General features: G+C 42.0%; 15 protein-coding genes. 12 read left to right on the top strand and 3 right to left on the bottom strand.

The features are described from left to right. The first annotated feature begins 21 nt into the window (after positions 1-21). The 5 genes from ACHSBP_RS04600 (at position 22) to ACHSBP_RS04580 (ending at position 7,877) form a co-directional block, all read left to right on the top strand. Positions 22-1,518: a tryptophan halogenase family protein gene (locus ACHSBP_RS04600; protein WP_395388228.1), complete on the top strand. Its 1,497-nt coding sequence runs from the start codon at positions 22-24 to the stop codon at positions 1,516-1,518. Then, positions 1,519-3,321 carry an alpha-amylase family protein gene (locus tag ACHSBP_RS04595; RefSeq protein ID WP_395388227.1) on the top strand — a complete coding sequence of 601 codons (1,803 nt, stop codon included), beginning with the start codon at positions 1,519-1,521 and terminating at the stop codon, positions 3,319-3,321. A 3-nt stretch (positions 3,322-3,324) separates the two neighbouring features. Further along, a complete protein-coding gene (locus ACHSBP_RS04590; protein WP_138628708.1) occupies positions 3,325-4,818 on the top strand; it encodes an MFS transporter in 1,494 nt (497 codons plus the stop codon). A 24-nt stretch (positions 4,819-4,842) separates the two neighbouring features. After that, a complete protein-coding gene (locus ACHSBP_RS04585) occupies positions 4,843-7,248 on the top strand; it encodes a glycoside hydrolase family 15 protein (RefSeq protein WP_395388226.1) in 2,406 nt (801 codons plus the stop codon). A gap of 137 nt (positions 7,249-7,385) precedes the next feature. After that, positions 7,386-7,877, top strand: coding sequence for an energy transducer TonB (locus ACHSBP_RS04580; RefSeq protein ID WP_395388225.1), 492 nt, complete (start codon positions 7,386-7,388; stop codon positions 7,875-7,877). Positions 7,878-7,898: 21 nt separating this feature from the next. Here ACHSBP_RS04580 and ACHSBP_RS04575 read toward each other — a convergent pair whose 3' ends face one another. Continuing rightward, positions 7,899-8,918, bottom strand: coding sequence for a LacI family DNA-binding transcriptional regulator (locus ACHSBP_RS04575; protein ID WP_105171502.1), 1,020 nt, complete (start codon positions 8,916-8,918; stop codon positions 7,899-7,901). 249 nt (positions 8,919-9,167) lie between these two features. Between ACHSBP_RS04575 and glk the strand changes: the two genes are divergently transcribed. From glk to ACHSBP_RS04540, 7 genes are all read left to right on the top strand, one after another. Beyond that, the gene (gene glk, locus ACHSBP_RS04570; RefSeq protein ID WP_395388224.1) at positions 9,168-10,133 is read left to right on the top strand and encodes a glucokinase; all 966 of its coding nucleotides are present in this window, start codon (positions 9,168-9,170) and stop codon (positions 10,131-10,133) included. A gap of 15 nt (positions 10,134-10,148) precedes the next feature. Further along, on the top strand, positions 10,149-11,165 hold the full coding sequence (locus tag ACHSBP_RS04565) for a LacI family DNA-binding transcriptional regulator (RefSeq protein WP_100913254.1): 1,017 nt from the start codon (positions 10,149-10,151) through the stop codon (positions 11,163-11,165). A 459-nt stretch (positions 11,166-11,624) separates the two neighbouring features. Further along, the gene (edd, locus tag ACHSBP_RS04560; RefSeq protein WP_395388223.1) at positions 11,625-13,487 is read left to right on the top strand and encodes a phosphogluconate dehydratase; all 1,863 of its coding nucleotides are present in this window, start codon (positions 11,625-11,627) and stop codon (positions 13,485-13,487) included. Between the two features lie 12 nt (positions 13,488-13,499). Next, on the top strand, positions 13,500-14,129 hold the full coding sequence (locus ACHSBP_RS04555; protein ID WP_010560260.1) for a bifunctional 4-hydroxy-2-oxoglutarate aldolase/2-dehydro-3-deoxy-phosphogluconate aldolase: 630 nt from the start codon (positions 13,500-13,502) through the stop codon (positions 14,127-14,129). 1 nt (position 14,130) lies between these two features. Next, positions 14,131-15,135, top strand: a complete 1,005-nt coding sequence (gene gap, locus ACHSBP_RS04550) for a type I glyceraldehyde-3-phosphate dehydrogenase (protein ID WP_010560259.1) — start codon at positions 14,131-14,133, stop codon at positions 15,133-15,135. 79 nt (positions 15,136-15,214) lie between these two features. Next, positions 15,215-15,493, top strand: coding sequence for a hypothetical protein (locus ACHSBP_RS04545; RefSeq protein ID WP_395388222.1), 279 nt, complete (start codon positions 15,215-15,217; stop codon positions 15,491-15,493). Positions 15,494-15,584: 91 nt separating this feature from the next. After that, positions 15,585-15,917, top strand: a complete 333-nt coding sequence (locus ACHSBP_RS04540; RefSeq protein ID WP_010560257.1) for a membrane lipoprotein lipid attachment site-containing protein — start codon at positions 15,585-15,587, stop codon at positions 15,915-15,917. Positions 15,918-16,146: 229 nt separating this feature from the next. Here the strand turns inward: ACHSBP_RS04540 and ACHSBP_RS04535 are convergent, their stop codons facing one another. Further along, positions 16,147-17,088, bottom strand: coding sequence for a LysR family transcriptional regulator (locus ACHSBP_RS04535; RefSeq protein WP_010560256.1), 942 nt, complete (start codon positions 17,086-17,088; stop codon positions 16,147-16,149). A 65-nt stretch (positions 17,089-17,153) separates the two neighbouring features. Further along, positions 17,154-18,860 carry a bifunctional isocitrate dehydrogenase kinase/phosphatase gene (gene aceK / locus ACHSBP_RS04530; protein ID WP_010560255.1) on the bottom strand — a complete coding sequence of 569 codons (1,707 nt, stop codon included), beginning with the start codon at positions 18,858-18,860 and terminating at the stop codon, positions 17,154-17,156. Positions 18,861-18,864: the final 4 nt, after the last annotated feature.

Raw genomic sequence — 18,864 nt, 5'->3', positions numbered from 1 at the left:
TTGTTTTTATCTGAGGTTACCATGACAAATCAAATCAACAATGTTGTCATCGTCGGCGGAGGTACTGCTGGCTGGCTTACTGCAAGCTTACTTGCAAAAGTACTTGGCAAGCAGATTTCTATTACGCTAGTTGAGTCAAAAGACATCGCCACAATTGGCGTTGGCGAGGCAACCATTCCTCCCATCATTCCTTTTAATGCCGCCATTGGCATTGATGAAAAAGCCTTTATCAAAGCAACTAACGCAACTATTAAGCTTGGCATTCAGTTTGAAAACTGGGGGCAACAAGGCGAGCATTATATGCATGCGTTTGGCAGTTTTGGTAAGGACTTTCCATTTTGCAATTTTTTGAATTATTGGCTTAAAGCCAAAGAGCAGGGCGATACGAGTAGTTTTTGGGATTACTCGATTAATTATCAAGCAGCAAAGCGCAACCGCTTCGATAAACTTCAATATTTACCAAATACCAAATTACCGGGGACCAGCTACGCCTATCATTTTGACGCGAGTTTATACGCACAGTTTTTACGAAATCACGCAAAGCAGCTCGGGGTAAAGCGCATTGAGGGCAAAGTAACCCATGTCGAAACTCACCATAACAATGGCTTTGTTAAATCACTAATGCTTGAAAACCAAGAGGTTGTTACGGGTGATTTGTTTGTCGATTGTTCTGGTTTGCATGGCTTATTACTTGATAAAACCATGAATGTTGGCTTTGAAGATTGGCACCATTGGTTACCCTGTGATAGCGCTTTGGCTGTACCGTGTGAACATGGTGAGAATGAAATTAAACCCTACACACGTTCAATTGCTCATGATGCCGGTTGGCAATGGCAAATTCCGCTAACCAATCGCATTGGTAATGGTTTGGTTTACGCCAGCAACCATCTCTCGGATGATGACGCAAAACAATTACTGCTAAGTAACTTACCGGGTAAGGCACTTTCAGAGCCAAAGCTTATTCGCTTTCGCACTGGCCGTCGCTTAAAACAATGGCATAAGAATGTCGTGGCGATAGGCCTTTCAAGTGGTTTTTTAGAGCCACTTGAATCAACCAGTATTCACCTAATTCAAACTGCGGCAACTCGCCTCGTAAAGCATTTTCCGTTAATGGGTATTAATGATGGCGTTGTAACAGAGTTTAATCGTCAAAGTCAGGTTGAATTTGAACGCATTCGCGACTTTATTATTTTGCATTACAAATTAACCGAGCGCACAGACAGTGCTTTTTGGCGTCAGTGTAAAGATATGGACGTGCCAAACAGCTTACGCCACAAAATGCAGCTTTTTGCTGAAAGCGCCTTGTTTTTCAGACAAGATGACGAGTTGTTTAGCGAGGTGGCGTGGCAGCAAGTTATGCTAGGACAAGGTATTACGCCAGCGCAATATCATCCACTCGCGCATAACTTAAATGACGCACAAATTAAAGATTTACTTGAAAGCTTAAAAACCTTGATTGCCCACACCAGTGACAAACTGCCAACCCATAATGAATTTTTAAAACGATTTGGTAATTAAATGAAAAAGAAGATGTATGCCTTATTTGCGCTTATTGTGGCGTCAAATAGTGTCAGTGCCCAATCTAAACTTGTAGAAGAACAAAACAAAGTGCAAAAGCCGGTTGTTTATCAGGTGTTTACCCGTTTGTTTGGCAACACTAATACCACCAATAAACCCTGGGGTAACAAGGCTGAAAATGGCGTTGGAAAATTTGCAGATTTTACCCCGAAAGCACTTAATGAAATAAAAGATATGGGTGTGAGCCATATTTGGTATACCGGTGTACTTCATCATGCAATGGCTGAAGATTACACACAGTTTGGTATCAGTTTAGATGACCCCGATGTGATAAAAGGACGCGCAGGCTCCCCTTATGCCATTAAAGATTATTATTCAGTTAACCCAGATCTTGCAAATAATCCGGCCAAGCGTATCGAAGAATTTGAAGCACTGATTAAACGAAGCCATGCTGCGGGTCTAAAAGTAATTATTGATATCGTGCCAAATCATGTTGCGCGCCGCTATGAGTCAATCGCAAAACCTAAAGGTGTGATTGGCTTAGGTGAAAAGGACGATACCAACGTTACTTATTCCAAGTTTAATGATTTTTACTATATTCCTGGAGCAGCGTTTTCACTGCCTAAATTTCCTGAAGATTATTCACCTTTAGGCGGTGATGCGCATCCATTAGTTGATGGAAAGTTTGATGAAAACCCGGCGAAATGGACAGGTAATGGCTCACGCGAGGCGCAGCCAAATTTTAATGACTGGTATGAAACCGTAAAAGTAAACTACGGTGTAAAACCTGATGGCAGTTATGATTTTGCGACATTACCAAGTGAATACGCAACCAAGAGCTATCGTGATGTTGTTGCGTTTTGGCAAGATAAAGAGCTACCAAGCAGTTGGCACAAAATGCGCGATATCGCGTATTATTGGTTAGACAAAGGGGTTGATGGTTTTCGCTATGATATGGCTGAAATGGTTCCCGTAGAGTTTTGGAGTTATTTAAATGCGCATATCAAGCGCAAAAACCCGCACGCCACGTTAATTGCAGAAGTATACAATCCAATACTTTATCGTGATTATATCCACTTAGGTAAAATGGATTACCTCTACGACAAAGTCGGTTTTTACGATACGTTAAAGTGGATCATGCAAGGAAAGCAATCGGCCACGACCTTAATGCCTGTTCACCACGACGTAAAAGACATCGCGCCACATATGCTTAACTTTTTAGAAAACCATGATGAGCAGCGCATTGCGAGCCCTGATTTTGTTGGCGATATGGATAAAGGCAAACCGGCGATGGTGGTTTCGCACCTTATCAGCCAATCACCTAGTTTAATTTACTTTGGTCAAGAAGTAGGGGAGCCAGGTGCAGAAAATGCTGGGTTTGGTAGCCCAACACGCACCAGTATTTTTGATTATGTTGGCGTGCCGCAACATCAAAAATGGGTGAATAATGGCAAATTTGATGGTGGCTTGTTATCAGACCAACAAAAAGCGTTGCGCGAATTCTACAAAACACTATTAAATTTGGCCAAGCTCGATGCCATTAAACAAGGTTCACTGATTGATATCACCAGTGACCTAGGTGAGGCTAAAGATACGGTGATTGGCTTTATACGTAATAGCGAGCATGACACTTTGCTGATACTTGCTAATTTTGGCGATAAAGCGCAGTCAGTTACATTGCCCTATAATGTGAAGCCAGCAAATCTGTTGCGCTTTGCTGGCAATAACAAAATTCAAACTAATAATAAAACAACTAACTTCACACTAGTGCCCGAGGGCGCAGTAGTTGTGGTAGTGGAGTAATTTATGACAACACCTGTGCAAGACAAACCAACGCTGTCGTTTTGGCAAATATGGAATATGTGCTTTGGTTTTATGGGCATTCAATTTGGTTTTGCCCTGCAAAATGGCAATGTGAGCCGTATTTTCCAAACCTTAGGTGCAAATATCGATGAAATTCCTATTTTATGGATTGCCGCGCCGCTTACAGGTTTAATTGTGCAGCCGATTGTTGGTTATTTTAGTGACCGCACTTGGGGGAAATTAGGTCGCCGCAGGCCTTTCTTTTTATACGGTGCACTGGCAACAACATTAGCACTGTGTATTATGCCAAATTCGCCCACCTTGTGGATTGCGGCGGGTATGTTGTGGATTATGGATGCTGCTATCAACGTGACGATGGAGCCGTTTCGTGCACTTGTAGGTGACAACCTTCCGAAGAAGCAACGCGGTATGGGTTATGCCATGCAGAGCTTTTTCATTGGTGTTGGCGCCGTGGTTGCATCGGCACTGCCTTGGATGATGACTAATTGGTTTGGTATTAGTAATACCGCAGAAGCTGGTGTTATCCCCGAATCCGTAACATTTTCATTCTATTTTGGTGCTGTGGTATTACTGATTGCGGTACTTTGGACCATTGTCACTACTAAAGAATATAGCCCTGAAGAGCTCGCGAAGTATGAAGATCCACAAGTAACACTTGCATATTCAAACCAAGGCCACTTGCCGTTTGCTCGCATTGGCGTGGCATTACTTGGCTTAGGTTTGTTAGTTTTGGCGGCAGTGTATGTGTTATCGCTAGGTAAAGATATCGTATTCTTAGGCGGCGCGCTGAGTGTATTTGGTGGGCTCTTTTTACTTTCAAACAGTATGCAAACTCGTGGTAAAACGCAAAACGGTTTTTATACGGTGATGTCTGACATGATGAGCATGCCAAGCACCATGAAACAATTGGCCGTTGTACAGTTTTTTAGTTGGTTTGCCCTTTTTGCGATGTGGATCTACACCACTCCCGCTGTAACCAGTTTCCATTTTGGCAGCAGCGATGTTGCAACAAAAGCATATAACGATGGCGCTGATTGGGTAGGGGTATTATTCGCAGCCTATAACGGCTTTTCAGTAATTGCCGCAATTGTTATACCGCTAATGGTGAAAAAGCTTGGCTTAAAAGTAAGTCATATGATCAATTTATTGCTTGGCGCTGGCGGCATGTTGAGTTTTGCCTTTATTTCGAATAGCGATCATCTTATTTATGCCATGGTAGCCATTGGCTTTGTTTGGGCATCTGTTTTATCTCTGCCATATGCCATGCTCAGTAACGCCTTGCCGAGCAATAAAATGGGCGTGTATATGGGCATCTTCAACTTTTTTATCGTTATTCCGCAAATGTTAGCTGCAACCATTTTAGGCGCATTAGTGCGCTTTGTTTTCGATGGCGAAGCAATTTATGCACTCTCTCTCGGTGGCGTTTCATACTTGATTGCTGCCATTGCGGTAACGCGTGTGACCTATAACAAGTAAATGACAACAAGTGAAAAATTAACCATGTTTAAAACTAAATTTGTTAAACAATCATTGCTTGCAAGTGCAGTAGCACTTGCAATTTCTGGCTGTGGTGCTGAAGTGGCAAAAACTAACTCAGAAAATACAGCGCAAAACAATTTAACTGCCCCAGGCGCACCAGGTAGCAAACCATTCTGGGCTTATTCAGGCAAAACTGGTATCGGTACCAGCTACGAAGCCTATTTAGATGGCAGTTACAGTGATAAGGCGGCAACAGGTGCCGTTTCAAAAGTGTGGTTCTCGTTAGCGCAGGGGATTATTACCGAAACCATGTTTGGTTTAATTCATCAAGCACAGTTAAAAGAAATGCAATTTGTAGTGAAAGGCGATAATTTCATTGCTACAGAACTTGATGATACCCAGTGGCAAATTGACTACCTACAAAAAGATGAGCTAGGCAGACCCTTGTCACTTGCTTACAAGCTGACGAATACTGACAAACAAGGCCGCTTTAAAATTGAAAAGCACATTTTTACTGATAGCAACAATCAAACGTTATTTGTAAAAGTGGTTTTAGAATCACTTAAAGGCGAGCCATTATCACTTTATGTGCATGCTAACCCGTATGTAAATAATAACGGTGTTGGCGATAAAGCTATGGTGAAAGAAGGTAAATTAGTAGCAGTTGATGGCGATAATTATCTGACACTTTCAAGTAACACAACATTTGAACAAGCGAGTGTAGGTTTTGTTGGTACATCTGATCTGATATCACAAATGAAGTCGGGCAAAACGTTCATAAGCTATGCAACAACCGGTGATAAACCTGGTAACGTGTCGCTTGACGCCTTACTTGGCAGCACATCAAGCAAAGCAGAATTTGATTTAACACTGTCATTTGGTAACACCTTGGATGAGAGTATTGCGGCAGCAAACGCAAGCCAACAGAAAGGTTACCAAGCACTATTAACTGAATTTGGTGCTGATTGGCAGAGTTATTTAGCATCGCTTGATCTTGAAGCGCTAAGCTCACAATCAGCTGATAATGGCCGCTTAGCGTATGCAAGTGCCTTAGTGTTAAAAGCGCAGGAAGATAAAACACATGCGGGCGCATTGATTGCATCACTGTCAAACCCTTGGGGTGATACCGTACCTGCAATTGAAGGGCATACCGGATATAAAGCTGTTTGGGTACGTGATTTCTACCAAGTAGCAATGGCGTTTTTAGCTATGGGTGATAAAGCCACCGCTAAAACCGCGTTTGAATATTTAGAAAAAGTACAAGTGACGGATAAAACACCGGGTAACCAAGGTGATACGGGCTGGTTTTTACAAAAGACCCATGTTGACGGTGAACTAGAATGGGTGGGTGTTCAGCTGGACCAAACAGCTATGCCAATTATGCTTGGTTGGAAGCTTTATCTTGCCGATGTGCTTAGCAAAGAAGAACTGATCCTTTGGTTTAACAAAATGCTCAAACCTGCGGCTGATTTTCTAGTTGAAGGTGGTCTTGCTAAAATTTTATGGAATGACACCGAAATAAAGCCGCCATTTACTCAGCAAGAACGTTGGGAAGAGCAAGCGGGACATTCGCCATCAACCACAGCTGCTGTAATTGCTGGTCTTATTACGGCAAGTGAAATTGCAAAGCTGGCAGGCGATGATACCTTGGCTACTAAGTACTTAAATGTAGCAAAAGATTACAATGCCAAAGTTGAATCGCGCATGTATACCACTAAAAGTACGTTACCAAGTGATGCATCAAACGGCCAGCACTATGTACGCATTAGCCAAGATGACGATGCAAACTCAGCGACGGTGCTAGGCGATAACAATGGCCGCAAAGGTTTAGTCAAACAAAGCATTTTGGATGGCGGCTTTTTGGAACTTGTGCGTTACGGTGTAAGAAGCGCTGAAGATAAGCATATTATTGATACGCTTGATGAATATGATGCACAAAATTTACCTGAAAACCTTAAAGTAAAATATAACTTTACTTTTGAGGGGGTAAAGGGGCAATTCCCAGGCTGGCGTCGCTACGGTAATGACGGTTATGGTGAAGACGAAGTTACTGGCACCAACTACGCCGAAGGTGGTAATAATACCCCAGGGCAACGTGGACGTGTTTGGCCGTTCTTTACCGGTGAACGAGGCCACTATGAAATTGCAAAACTCGTGCAATCTGATTCGTTCGATACGAAACAGCAAGCCGCATTGACGCAAACCTATGTAAAAGGCATGGAACAATTCGCCAACGAAGGCTTAATGTTACCAGAGCAAGTGTGGGATGGTGTTGGTGTTAACCCGCATAATTACACATTTGGCGAAGGCACAAATTCAGCGACACCACTTGCATGGACACACGCCGAATATATTAAATTATTGCGTTCAATGTCAGACAAACAAGTTTGGGACTACTACCCAGTAGTCAAAGAAAAGTTGAATTAAAAAAGGCGCTTAACGCGCCTTTTTTAATTCAGTTTCAAAGATTAGCACTTCTGGAAGCCCTGCAGTAAGTGATTTGAAAAATATGTTTTTAAGTGATAACGTTCCAATTAGTAATTATTAATTTACAAGGAGTGTATATGGCAAAAAGATTGATTTACATTGCGACAGCAATTGTTTTATTCGGGTGTAATTCAACTGCTGATAAAGAAAGTCGTAAATACGCTGATTTGAGCGTATCAAACGATTTTTCGGAATTATTGCAGTTTAATTCAGTAAAGAGATTTGCACCACGTTATCCTGAAGATCAAGTGGTTTCACGCAAGCAAGGGTGTGCAACTATTGAATATGTAGTAACAGCGGAACACAAAATTGAAGATATAACGTTAATAAACTCTACTCATAAAAGCTTTGCGAGAGAGGCAAAAAACGTTATTCCTAAATGGAATTGGCAAGCGTTAAGTGGAGCAGGGATGGATAAACCTATAAAGCTCCGAACTCGGTTTGAGTATTGCTTAGAAGATGGAAAAGGAAACTGTGCAATAAATAAATTAATTGCAAGGAGTCAATGTCCTGGCAATGATGTTGTGGCATCTGTTGGCACTTTAATAAGTAAAGAAATAGCATTTTAAAAGGCGCGTTAAGCGCCTTTTTTATGCTGAATGCCTCACAACCAAGGTGGGCTTTAGCTGGGTTTGTGCTGGTGGCTCGTCTTTTAATTGGGCTAGCAAATTCGCCACAAGCATTTCTCCCGCAACAGACGTACTTTGATTAACTGTGGTGAGGGCGGGCTCAGTAAAGCTCGCAACAGGAATATCATCAAAACCAATCACGCTAATATCTTCAGGTACATTTAATCCCGCTTCTTTGATTGCGCGAATAGCGCCAATTGCAATTAAGTCACTAGCAGCAAAAATAGCATTAATAGGGCGTTTTAAGCTAAGCAAAGTCTTGGTGGCGTTATAGCCTGACTCATCGGTTGAAATGGCATTAATAATTTGGCGCGCATCAACATCTAACCCATGTTTATTAAGCGTGTCCTTAAAGCCATTAAAACGGGCGAAAAATTCAGGGCTGTGTTCTGATGCATCACCGATAAACGCACATTGGGTGCGCTTTTTAGCAACTAAAAACTCTGCAACTTGCTCACCGCCAAAATAGTTATCACAGGAAATAGAAAGCTCTGGACGCGAATCAACACGTGCGCCCCAACAAACAAACTTAGTGTTGTTTTGTAACAGTGTGGCAAGTCGCGCTTGGTAATCTATGTAATCGCCGTAGCCCAGCAAAATTAAGCCATCAGCGCGGTGACTGTCTTCGTATTGCGCTTGCCAATCTTGATCCATTTGCTGAAATGACACAAGCAAATCATAGCCTTGATTAGCACAGGCACGTGTGATTGAGCCCAACATTGATAGAAAAAACGGATTGATCATTGATTCATCGCTGGTGGGATCTTCAAATAGTAACAGTGCAATGGTATTGCTTTGTTGCGTGCGCAGGTTACTGGCGTTCTTATCGACTTTGTAATTAAGTTTTTTGGCAATCTCAAAGACTTTCTTTTTGGTTTCCTCGTTCACTAACGGGCTGTTGCGCAATGCGCGCGAAACCGTAGATTGTGATACGCCTGCATAGTGGGCAATATCGAACGATGTGGCTTTGGATTTACTCAACTGTGCACCTTTTTATGATAAACACGCTAATTTAGACGGTATTTTAGCCATAAACTTAATAAAAAAACTAACTTTATGTGATGAGATATTGAATTTAATCTGACACCGGTGTCATAATTAGTCAACTTAACCGAAGTCAATTGGGTTTGTTGCCATTTAGTTGATTGTCTGTAGCAGGGCAAGATATAACTAGTTACGAGTTGCAATTGCTGCACTTAAAAATTAGCTAATTCAATTGAGAGAATTAATATGTTTGAGCCTATATTAGTTGCGGATGTTGGCGGTACAAATGCACGCTTTGCACTCGTTACAGCATTTGATAAAACGACAAAAGAAATTGTATTTAACAACATTCAAAAGTTTTCAAGTTTAGACTTTGATAGCTTTGCTGATGTTGTTGCAGCCTACATTGATACGCTAGAAAGCGTGCCCAACAATGCATGTTTTGCCGTTGCGGGTCCACGGAAAAAAGACACGGTCTTTTTAACTAACTTAGGTTGGCAATTTAATGTAAGCGATATTAAACAGCAATTCGGCTTTGCTAATTTTAAAGTGATCAATGACTTTGCTGCATTTGCACACGCATCTCCTTACATTGATAACTCTGCAAACTTAGTCATTAAAGACGGGCATAGTCACAATGATGGTAATATTGCAGTGATTGGTCCTGGTACAGGGTTTGGCGCTGCTGCACTTGTGAAATGCGAAGAGCAGAATGTGGTATTGAGCTGTGAAGCCGGCCATATCAGCTTAGCGGCATGTAATGAACTTGAACGCAACTTAATTACTGCATTAAGCGAAGAATTTGAACATGTTTCAGTTGAACATGTATTTTCCGGTCAAGGCATTGAAAACTTGTACCGTGCGATGGCGAAAGTCCATGGGCAAACAGCAAAGAACTTTGATGCGCCAACAATTACACAACTGGCGCTCGCAAATGATGACGACATTTGTGTAAAAACACTCAACCAATTCTGCGATTGGATTGGCGCTGTAGCAGGTGATTTGAGCCTGACCTTTAACGCGACCGGTGGTGTGTATATTGGCGGCGGTATTTTGCCCCGTTTTCAAGATAAGCTACAGGCGAGTGAGTTTGTAAAACGTTTTGTTGCAAAAGGAAAAATGCAGCACATTGTTAACGATATTCCGGTAATTTTAATCACTCAAGACAATATTCCGTTGTTGGGTGCGGCTGCCAGTTTAGATACGAAGTAATAATTAGAGATTTATATGGAAAAAGTGACGATAAATAGTGTGGCTAAACACGCTGGGGTATCAAAAAAGACGGTATCTCGCGTGCTTAATAACGAGCCAAACGTGTCTGATGCGACCCGAGAGAAGGTTCAGCAAGCGTTTAAAGAACTAAATTATCGTCCTAATCCGATTGCCCGAGGCCTTGCGCATAACCGCAGCTTTATCATTGGTTGTTTGTATGACAACCCGTCAAAAAGTTATATCACCCGTGTACAGTCAGGCGCGTTAGAAGCCTGCCAAGAGCGCAACTATAACTTACTGATCCACCCGTGTGAATTACGTGGTGAGCCGCTGATTGATAATATTGAAACACTTATTAGCACATCGCGCTTAGATGGTATTGTATTAACGCCCCCATTTTCAGATAACCAAGAGTTAGTAGACCATTTAAAGCTACGCAATATCCCATATGCGCGCGTCGCACCGGTGACCTTAGACGACCAATCAATCTCGATTAAAAGTAACGATACGCAAGCGGCTTACGATATTACCAAGTTATTGCTAAAACTCGGCCACAAAGAAATTGCGTTTATTAAAGGCCACCCAGATCACAGTGCTACTGAAGCGCGTTTCGCCGGCTATGTTGATGCCTTGAACGAAGAGGGCATAACCCTTAAAAGTGAGCTAGTTGCCGAGGGTAACTTTAGTTATCATTCTGGTGAAGACAGTGCGCGACAAATCCTTGAATCAGCAGCTCGACCAAGTGCGGTATTTGCGTCGAATGATTACATGGCCGCAGCGGTATTAAAAGTTGCCTCGCAAATGTCATTGAAAGTACCTGATGAGCTTTCAATTGCAGGCTTTGATAATGCCCCGATTGCACGCCATATTTGGCCAGGCCTTACAACGATTGCGCAACCGGTAGAAGATATGACATTTCGTGCGGTTAACTTATTAATCGATAAGATCAATGCGCCTGAAAGTGAAGACATTGAAGAAGTGTTCGCTGGCAAATTAATTGAGCGTGAATCGACAGCGCCTGTGCAAAAATAATTTGTCACGTAAGACTTCACGCCTTACGAAACATAACGGTTGATAATTCCCAGTTAAAACAAAGCGTTTCTTTTATGTAAGAGGCGCTTAACATTTCACTTATACCACAGCAATACGCGGTTCCTTTGCCGCGTTTTTTCTTTATCGCTTTATATCTAAGCGTTCCTCGTAAATTATTTTTTCTGTCATTTTAATGTCATTGTCACTTGTTGAACTCAATTTATGCTTTTTATTGTAGATAAATTGGGCAGTTCACAAGAAAAGCACTAAAATTAGGGTTGACACCGGTGTCATGGATCGGTTTTAATAATGTGACACCGGTGTCATAGAGTGGTTGTGAGAGACGCTCGATATCGGACCTTTGAACGGGTAGACAAAGTCGCTCGGTACTTAGACTAGCAGGAGTCTCTAATTTAAGTACTGAGCCTTTTTCCCAAATCTTTATGAATGAGTGCGAAAATGCTACACCCAAGAATCCAAGAAGTAACCGAACGAATCATTGAACGCAGTAAAGCAACGCGTCAAGCGTATTTAGCGCGTATGACAGCAGCTAAATCTAAAAAACGCGTACGTGCTGGCTTAGGTTGCGGTAACCTTGCACACGTAATGGCAGCCTGTTCAAGCTCAGACAAAGCATTATTAACCAAAGACGAACAACCTAATCTTGGTATTATCAATTCTTACAACGACATGCTTTCAGCGCATGTGCCTTACAAAGAATACCCAGATCTAATCAAAAAGGTTGCAACCAAATTTAATGCCACTGCACAAGTTGCCGGTGGTGTACCTGCTATGTGTGATGGTGTAACGCAAGGCCGTGATGGCATGGAGCTTTCACTGTTTTCCCGTGACGTGATTGCAATGTCTACGGCTGTTTCACTGTCGCACGACGTTTTTGATGGCGTATTTTGTTTAGGTCTGTGTGACAAAATTGTCCCGGGCCTTGTAATTGGCTCACTGTCTTTTGGCCACTTGCCAATTTACTTTTTACCAGCAGGCCCAATGCCTTCAGGTATTCCAAATAAAGAAAAAGCGCGTGTACGCCAAAAATTTGCGCAAGGTTTAATCGGTCGTGATGAATTACTTGCAGCAGAAAGCGCGTCATATCACAGCGCCGGTACATGTACTTTCTACGGTACTGCTAATTCTAACCAAATGTTGATGGAAATTATGGGTCTGCACCTGCCAGGCAGCTCGTTTGTAAATCCATACACAGAATTACGTGATGGTTTAACGGTTAACGCAGTAGAAATGATGCTTAACCAGCTTATCACCAGCCAAGATGCCAATCCAATTGGTGAAATTGTCAGTGAAAAAACCATTGTGAATGGTTTAGTTGGCTTACTTGCGACGGGTGGTTCAACTAACCATGCAATTCACTTAGTTGCAATGGCAAAAGCAGCAGGCGTAGAAATTACGTGGAAAGACATGTCAGATATTTCTGAAGTTGTGCCATTACTTGCACGTGTTTATCCAAATGGCTCGGCAGATGTTAACCATTTCCATGCAGCAGGTGGTTTACCGTTCTTAGTGAAAGAGCTATTAAAAGGCGGTTTCTTACATGAAGATGTGAAGACCATTGTTGGTAATAGCCTAAACGATTACACCAAAGAGCCAGTAATCGATACTTCAGTAATTGCTACCGACAACCAAATTGCAGCGAAAGTGAAATGGCAAGATTGCCCAGAAAATTCGCACGATGAAGAAGTACTTCGCCCAGTTACAAATCCATTTAACCCGCAAGGTGGCTTGCAGCTATTAACGGGTAACTTGGGCCATGCGGTGATTAAAGTTTCTGCGGTACAAGAGCAGCATCAAACAGTGACTGCACCTGCAAAAGTATTTAATTCGCAAGCAGGATTGCAAGATGCCTTTGCTCGCGGCGAACTTGAAACTGACTTTATCGCTGTAATTAAAGAGCAAGGCCCCAAAGCGAAAGGTATGCCGGAGCTACACAAGCTAACGCCAATTATGGCAACGTTGCAAGACAAAGGCTTTAAAGTGGCGATTGTTACTGACGGCCGCATGTCGGGCGCGTCAGGTAAAGTGCCAGCGGCTATTCACCTTGCGCCAGAAGCAGTCGAGGGTGGCTTTATTGCAAAAATCCGCGAAGGTGATGTGGTAACACTTGATGCACCAAATGGCGTATTAAATGTACATGTTGCTGATGATGAATTTGCACAGCGTGAAATTGAAATTAGCGAACAAGTTCAAACTTTTGGTACAGGTCGTGAGTTGTTTGAAGGTATTCGCCAAACGGTATCTAGCGCAGATTTAGGTGCCAGTGCATTTGGTCTTATCTACCCAAATACAAACCAATAACAGGAAGTAAAAATGAGTATTGAAAAAATTCTTCAAGCAGCACCGGTAGTCCCTGTTGTTGTTATTAATAACCTTGAAGATGCAGTGCCACTTGCAAAGGCATTGTACAACGGTGGTTTGCGCGCATTAGAGATTACCCTGCGTACACCGGTAGCGGTAGAAGCAATTAAACAAATTAAGCAAGCATTGCCAGAAGCTTACGTTGGTACTGGCACTGTAATAGATAAAGCAACTTTTAATGCATCAATTGAAGCGGGCGCTGATTTTATGGTGAGCCCTGGTGTTAACGATGAGTTGTTAGCGCTTGCCAGTGAAACGGATGTGCCATTTTTACCAGGTGCTGCAACACCAAGTGAAGTGATGCAGCTGGCAGCAAAAGGCTTCGGCTTTTTAAAGTTTTTCCCAGCAGAAGCCGCCGGTGGTGTGCCAATGTTGAAGTCAATTTTTGGTCCACTACCACATGTTAAGTTTTGCCCAACTGGCGGTGTAAGCCTTGCCAGTGCGCCTAACTATTTAGCACTGCCAAATGTAGTGTGTGTGGGTGGTACTTGGATGTTAGATAAAGAATTAATCGCAAATAAAGACTGGCAAGCAATCGAAGAGTTAGCGCGCCAAGCAAGTAAAGTGAATGAGGGTGAATAAGATGATCAGAGTAGCTATTAACGGTTATGGCCGTATTGGACGCAACGTATTACGCGCGCTTTATGAGTCAAATCGCGAACAAGAAATTAAAATTGTTGCAATTAACGACTTAGCACCAGCTAATGTAAATGCACACCTTACACAGTACGATTCAGTGCATGGTACATTTGGTAAAAAAGTAACGCTTGCTGAAAACACACTGGTTATCGATAACGACGAAATTGCATTAGTACAAGAACGCGATCCTGCAAACTTGCCTTGGGCTGATTTAGCTGTGGACATCGTGCTTGAATGTACTGGTCTTTTCACATCACGTGACGCGGCAGCAAAACACATTGAAGCGGGTGCAAAACGTGTAATCGTATCTGCACCAGGTACAGATATGGACGCAACGGTTGTGCACGGTGTTAACTCAGATGTGTTAAACGCTGATAGCATTATTATTTCAAATGCGTCGTGTACAACTAACTGTTTAGCGCCTGTTGCTAAAGCGCTTAACGATACAATTGGTATTGAGCAAGGCAGCATGACAACAATTCATGCTTACACTAACGACCAAAACTTATCGGACGTGTACCACAGCGATTTATACCGTGCACGTAGCGCAACACAAAGCATGATCCCAACTAAAACGGGCGCAGCAAAAGCAGTAGGCTTAGTACTACCTGAGCTTGCTGGTAAGCTAGACGGCATGGCGGTACGTGTTCCAACTATCAATGTATCACTTGTGGATTTAACCTTTGTTGCTAAGCGTGACACGACAGCTGAAGAAGTAAACGCAGCGGTTAAAGCAGCAGCTGAAGGTGCAATGGCAGAAGTACTTGAGTACAATGAAGCACCGCTTGTATCAATTGATTTTAACCACAACCCAGCATCATCAGTATTCGATGCAACGCAAACTAAGGTTGATGGTAAATTAGTTAAAGTAATGGCTTGGTACGATAACGAGTGGGGTTTCTCAAACCGCATGCTTGACCAAGTAACAGCATTAGGTAAGTTCTTATAATTTACTCTACCGACTAAGTAAAAACGGCTGCATTTGCAGCCGTTTTTGTTTTACAATGCTAAAAAACAAAGGATTGTTTATGAGTTTAGCATCACACCCCGCGACATGGTCGCACTCAATTGCCAAGTCTAAATTGCGCGTTATCGCATTTTCGCTTCTTCATTTCGCTTTACTGTTTTTTGCCCTTTGGCTGCTGTTTGACCAAATGTCCCTTAAGCAGGATATTAAGGCACTTACGTTTACTGATTTACTTAGTGCGAGCAGCTTAGTGTTATTTATTGGTGGGTTTTATCCGTGTTTCTATCTGTATGCCATTTATCGTTTACTTCAAACGAATGCGTCAGACTCTAAGTTATAAAAGTCTTATGGTCACTGTAAGCTTGTTATAAAATGCGCATTATCACCTAATTTTATTTACGTTTATTTTGTTTTAGTTTTTGTGAGGGAATATGAAAAAATCATTATTGGTTATTTTTGCTTTATTATTTTTAAGTGCATGTAGCGAACCGTTACCAGACGATAGGTTATCGTATGCGGGTGAGTGGTCGAGTAAAGAAATGTATTTGCTAATCTTGCCTGACGGCACAGTATCTTATAAGCGCCTAAAGGGCGGCGGTAGCACCGAGGTTAATGGGCCACTTAAAGAGTTTCAAGGTGATGATTTCATTGTGGGTGTGGGATTTTTAACGACTACCTTTGATGTAACAGAGCCACCTTCGATTGAAAACGATCAGTGGGTAATGACAGTCGATGGTGTTAAGCTCACTAAACGTGAAGAATAATACCAATTCTGTTAAGTATGAGAGCAGGAGTAGCGCTGGATAAATGAAATGGTAACAAGGCAGAATTTTTCTTATGTAGTTGTTCTACATTGATAAATTCTAACGCAGTTAGCATGATATTTAGTTCGCTAGGATGAGCTGCTATTTAAGTGAATTGGTATAATCCCAGCTCTGATTAAAAAAGCCGACACTGTTTGTCGGCTTTTTTATACGTTATAAACGGCTTCAGTTAGCTTGAAAGCGTTTCTGCTACATCGGCAATTTGTTGGCGTAGCCAAATATGGCTTGCATCGCGGTGTAATAATGGACTCCAAATCATATCGAGTTCAAACGGTGGAATTGGGAACGGTGGCTCGACTATTTTTAGCGCGTTATCACTTTCATAAATTTTAGCTACTTTGGTTGGTAGCGTGGCGATTAGGTTTTGTGCTTTAGCAAGGTGGATAGCCACATGGTAATTACGGGTAAATGATGCAATATTGCGGTGTTTACCAAAATGAGCAAGCGCTTCGTCAACCCAGCCAAGTTTTTGTACATCGGCAGGATCCATGCCCACCCCCACACCAAAACCCGTTTTACTTACCCAAATATGACGGGCTTTTAAGTATGCATCTAAGCTGTAGTTTTCTAATACGGGATTGTTGGCATTCACTACGCACGAAAAACTGTCTTTCCATATACGCTTTTGGTGAAACGATTGCGGTAAATTATCAAACCGGTTAATCGCCATATCCACTTTACCGTTTTCTACGTCGTGAAAGGTTACATCACTGGGCGTAACAATATCGAGCGTTGTATCAGGGGCTAAGGATTGTAAGCGATTTAATAACATAGGCGCGAGGGTGCTTGCAGCGTAATCGCTGGCCATGATACGAAATACGCGATTACTGCTTGCTGGTTCGAAATCGCGGTTAGGCTGCAGTGTTTCTTCAAGGGTTAATAATACCCCGCGGATCACAGGTTGTAATTCTTTAGCGCGTTCAGTCGGTACCATGCCATCACTGGTTCTCACCAAGATTGGGTCGTTTAACAGCGCTCGCAGGCGTTTTAAACCATTACTCATAGCGGGTTGTGTAATGTTTAACTGATTCGCAGCACGCGTCACATTACATTCTCTAAGCAGGGTATCTAAATACACCAAAAGGTTTAAATCGACTTTACTAATATTCATTTTATTTATGTGGCTAAAGTATTTTATAAAAGACTTTAATAAACGAATGAATAAATAACAAGATGTTATCGTAATTTAAATCTTAGACTTTCGGGGTAAGGGTAAATATCTGTACTTATGCCTTGTTTAATTTTTTGTTGTTCATCACGCCAGAAACTTGCGGTACTGAGCTCAGGGTGTTGGTCGAGCAGTAAGGCTTTTATATGTGGATCTGTGGTAACAAACGTGGTGAGTTGTTCAATAAAGACATCTTGTGGCGCAACTGAATAGGCATCGGGGTAATCAAAATAACCGTCGGATTTAGGTAAATCGCGGAAATTCATATCGGTTAAATACTGCACTTCGTCATAATCATAGAAAATAACGCGTTTGTGCTTAGTTACACCAAAGTTCTTTAACAGCATATCGCCTGGAAAAATGTTGGCCGACATCATTTCTTTAAGTGCTTGGCCATATTCGCCCATCACATGGCGTTTATCTTGCTCGTTGGCATCTTGTAAAAACAAATTAAGCGGTGTCATACGCCTTTCAATGTAAAGATGTTTAATGATTAATAAGTCACCGTCAAATTCGAGTGAACCGGCAATTGATTTTTTAAGCCGATTTAACAAAGGCTCTGGAAAGCGCGAAATTGGGAAGGCAACATCTGAAAATTCAATGGTATCGGCCATGCGCCCGACTTTATCGTGTTGTTTTACCAATTGATATCGCTCAAGTACGGTGCGTCTGCCAAAGGGTTTACCATCACCAAATTTATCGCGAATAACTTTAAATACATACGGAAAAGTAGGGTGGGTAAATACTTCCATAACCATGCCAGGTGTACCTGCCGCTACTTCGAAATCTTCCTTACACGAAGCTAAATGGTTTAAAAACTCGCGATAAAACTCACTTTTACCTTGTTTATGAAAACCAATGGCGTTGTATAGCTCAGCAGGTGTGCGGTTCGGCATAAGCTGATTTAAAAAGCTTACAACACCAGATGGCGAGCGAGTATTGACCATAAAGTATGCCCGAGCAAAGCCAAACACCACCCGCATTTGAATTGAATTTGTTAGCACGGCATCAATATACAGCCCTTTATTTTTTTTGTGCAAAATAGGAATAATAAACGGCTGTACGCCATTTTTACTAACAATACGGCCGACAATGTAAGCTGCTTTGTTGCGATAAAACGGTGCTTTCAATATATCAAAGCGCATTTGATGATTGCGCGAGTTAACATTCGGTGCTTGCTTAACAAAGGCCTTAACAATATTTTTTATATCTGATTCAAGGTCGATAAACGGTGCTTTTAAGTCGAATTGGGCGAATATTTGTTTAATGGTGGGCAATAAACCATCGACGACGGGAAAAAAGCTTTTGTATTCTTCTTCAACCGGAACCAGTGGCGCGGTTAAAGTACTTTCAACAAAAATAAAGTCGTTATTAAAATATTTGCGGTGGTATAAGCGGCAAAATACCGAATTAAAAAAGGTTTCAGCCAGCTCGGCTTGTGGGTGAAAACTCAGTAAATCGGTATACTCGGCTTTCGTGGCAAGCCATAATTCGGTATCGATATGCGAGGCATCAATGCGGCGCTTTAACTTTTCAATACATTCATTTACGCGCTTGTCGTAGTAACTAATGCGCTCAGCGCTAATACGCTGCATTGATTGCCAATCGGCATTGGCAAAATGCACTTGAGCTTGCGAGGTTAACCCTTGAAACAATGAATAGTGATGGCTAAACCCTTTTAAAATTAGGTTAGCAATAACCTGGCTCAATTGCATTTTT

The sequence above is a fragment of the Pseudoalteromonas sp. XMcav1-K genome, assembly GCF_044005875.1.
Lineage (GTDB): Bacteria > Pseudomonadota > Gammaproteobacteria > Enterobacterales > Alteromonadaceae > Pseudoalteromonas > Pseudoalteromonas spongiae.
The sequence above is the reverse complement of the archived record's forward strand: the minus strand, read 5'-3'. Positions and strand labels throughout refer to the sequence as shown.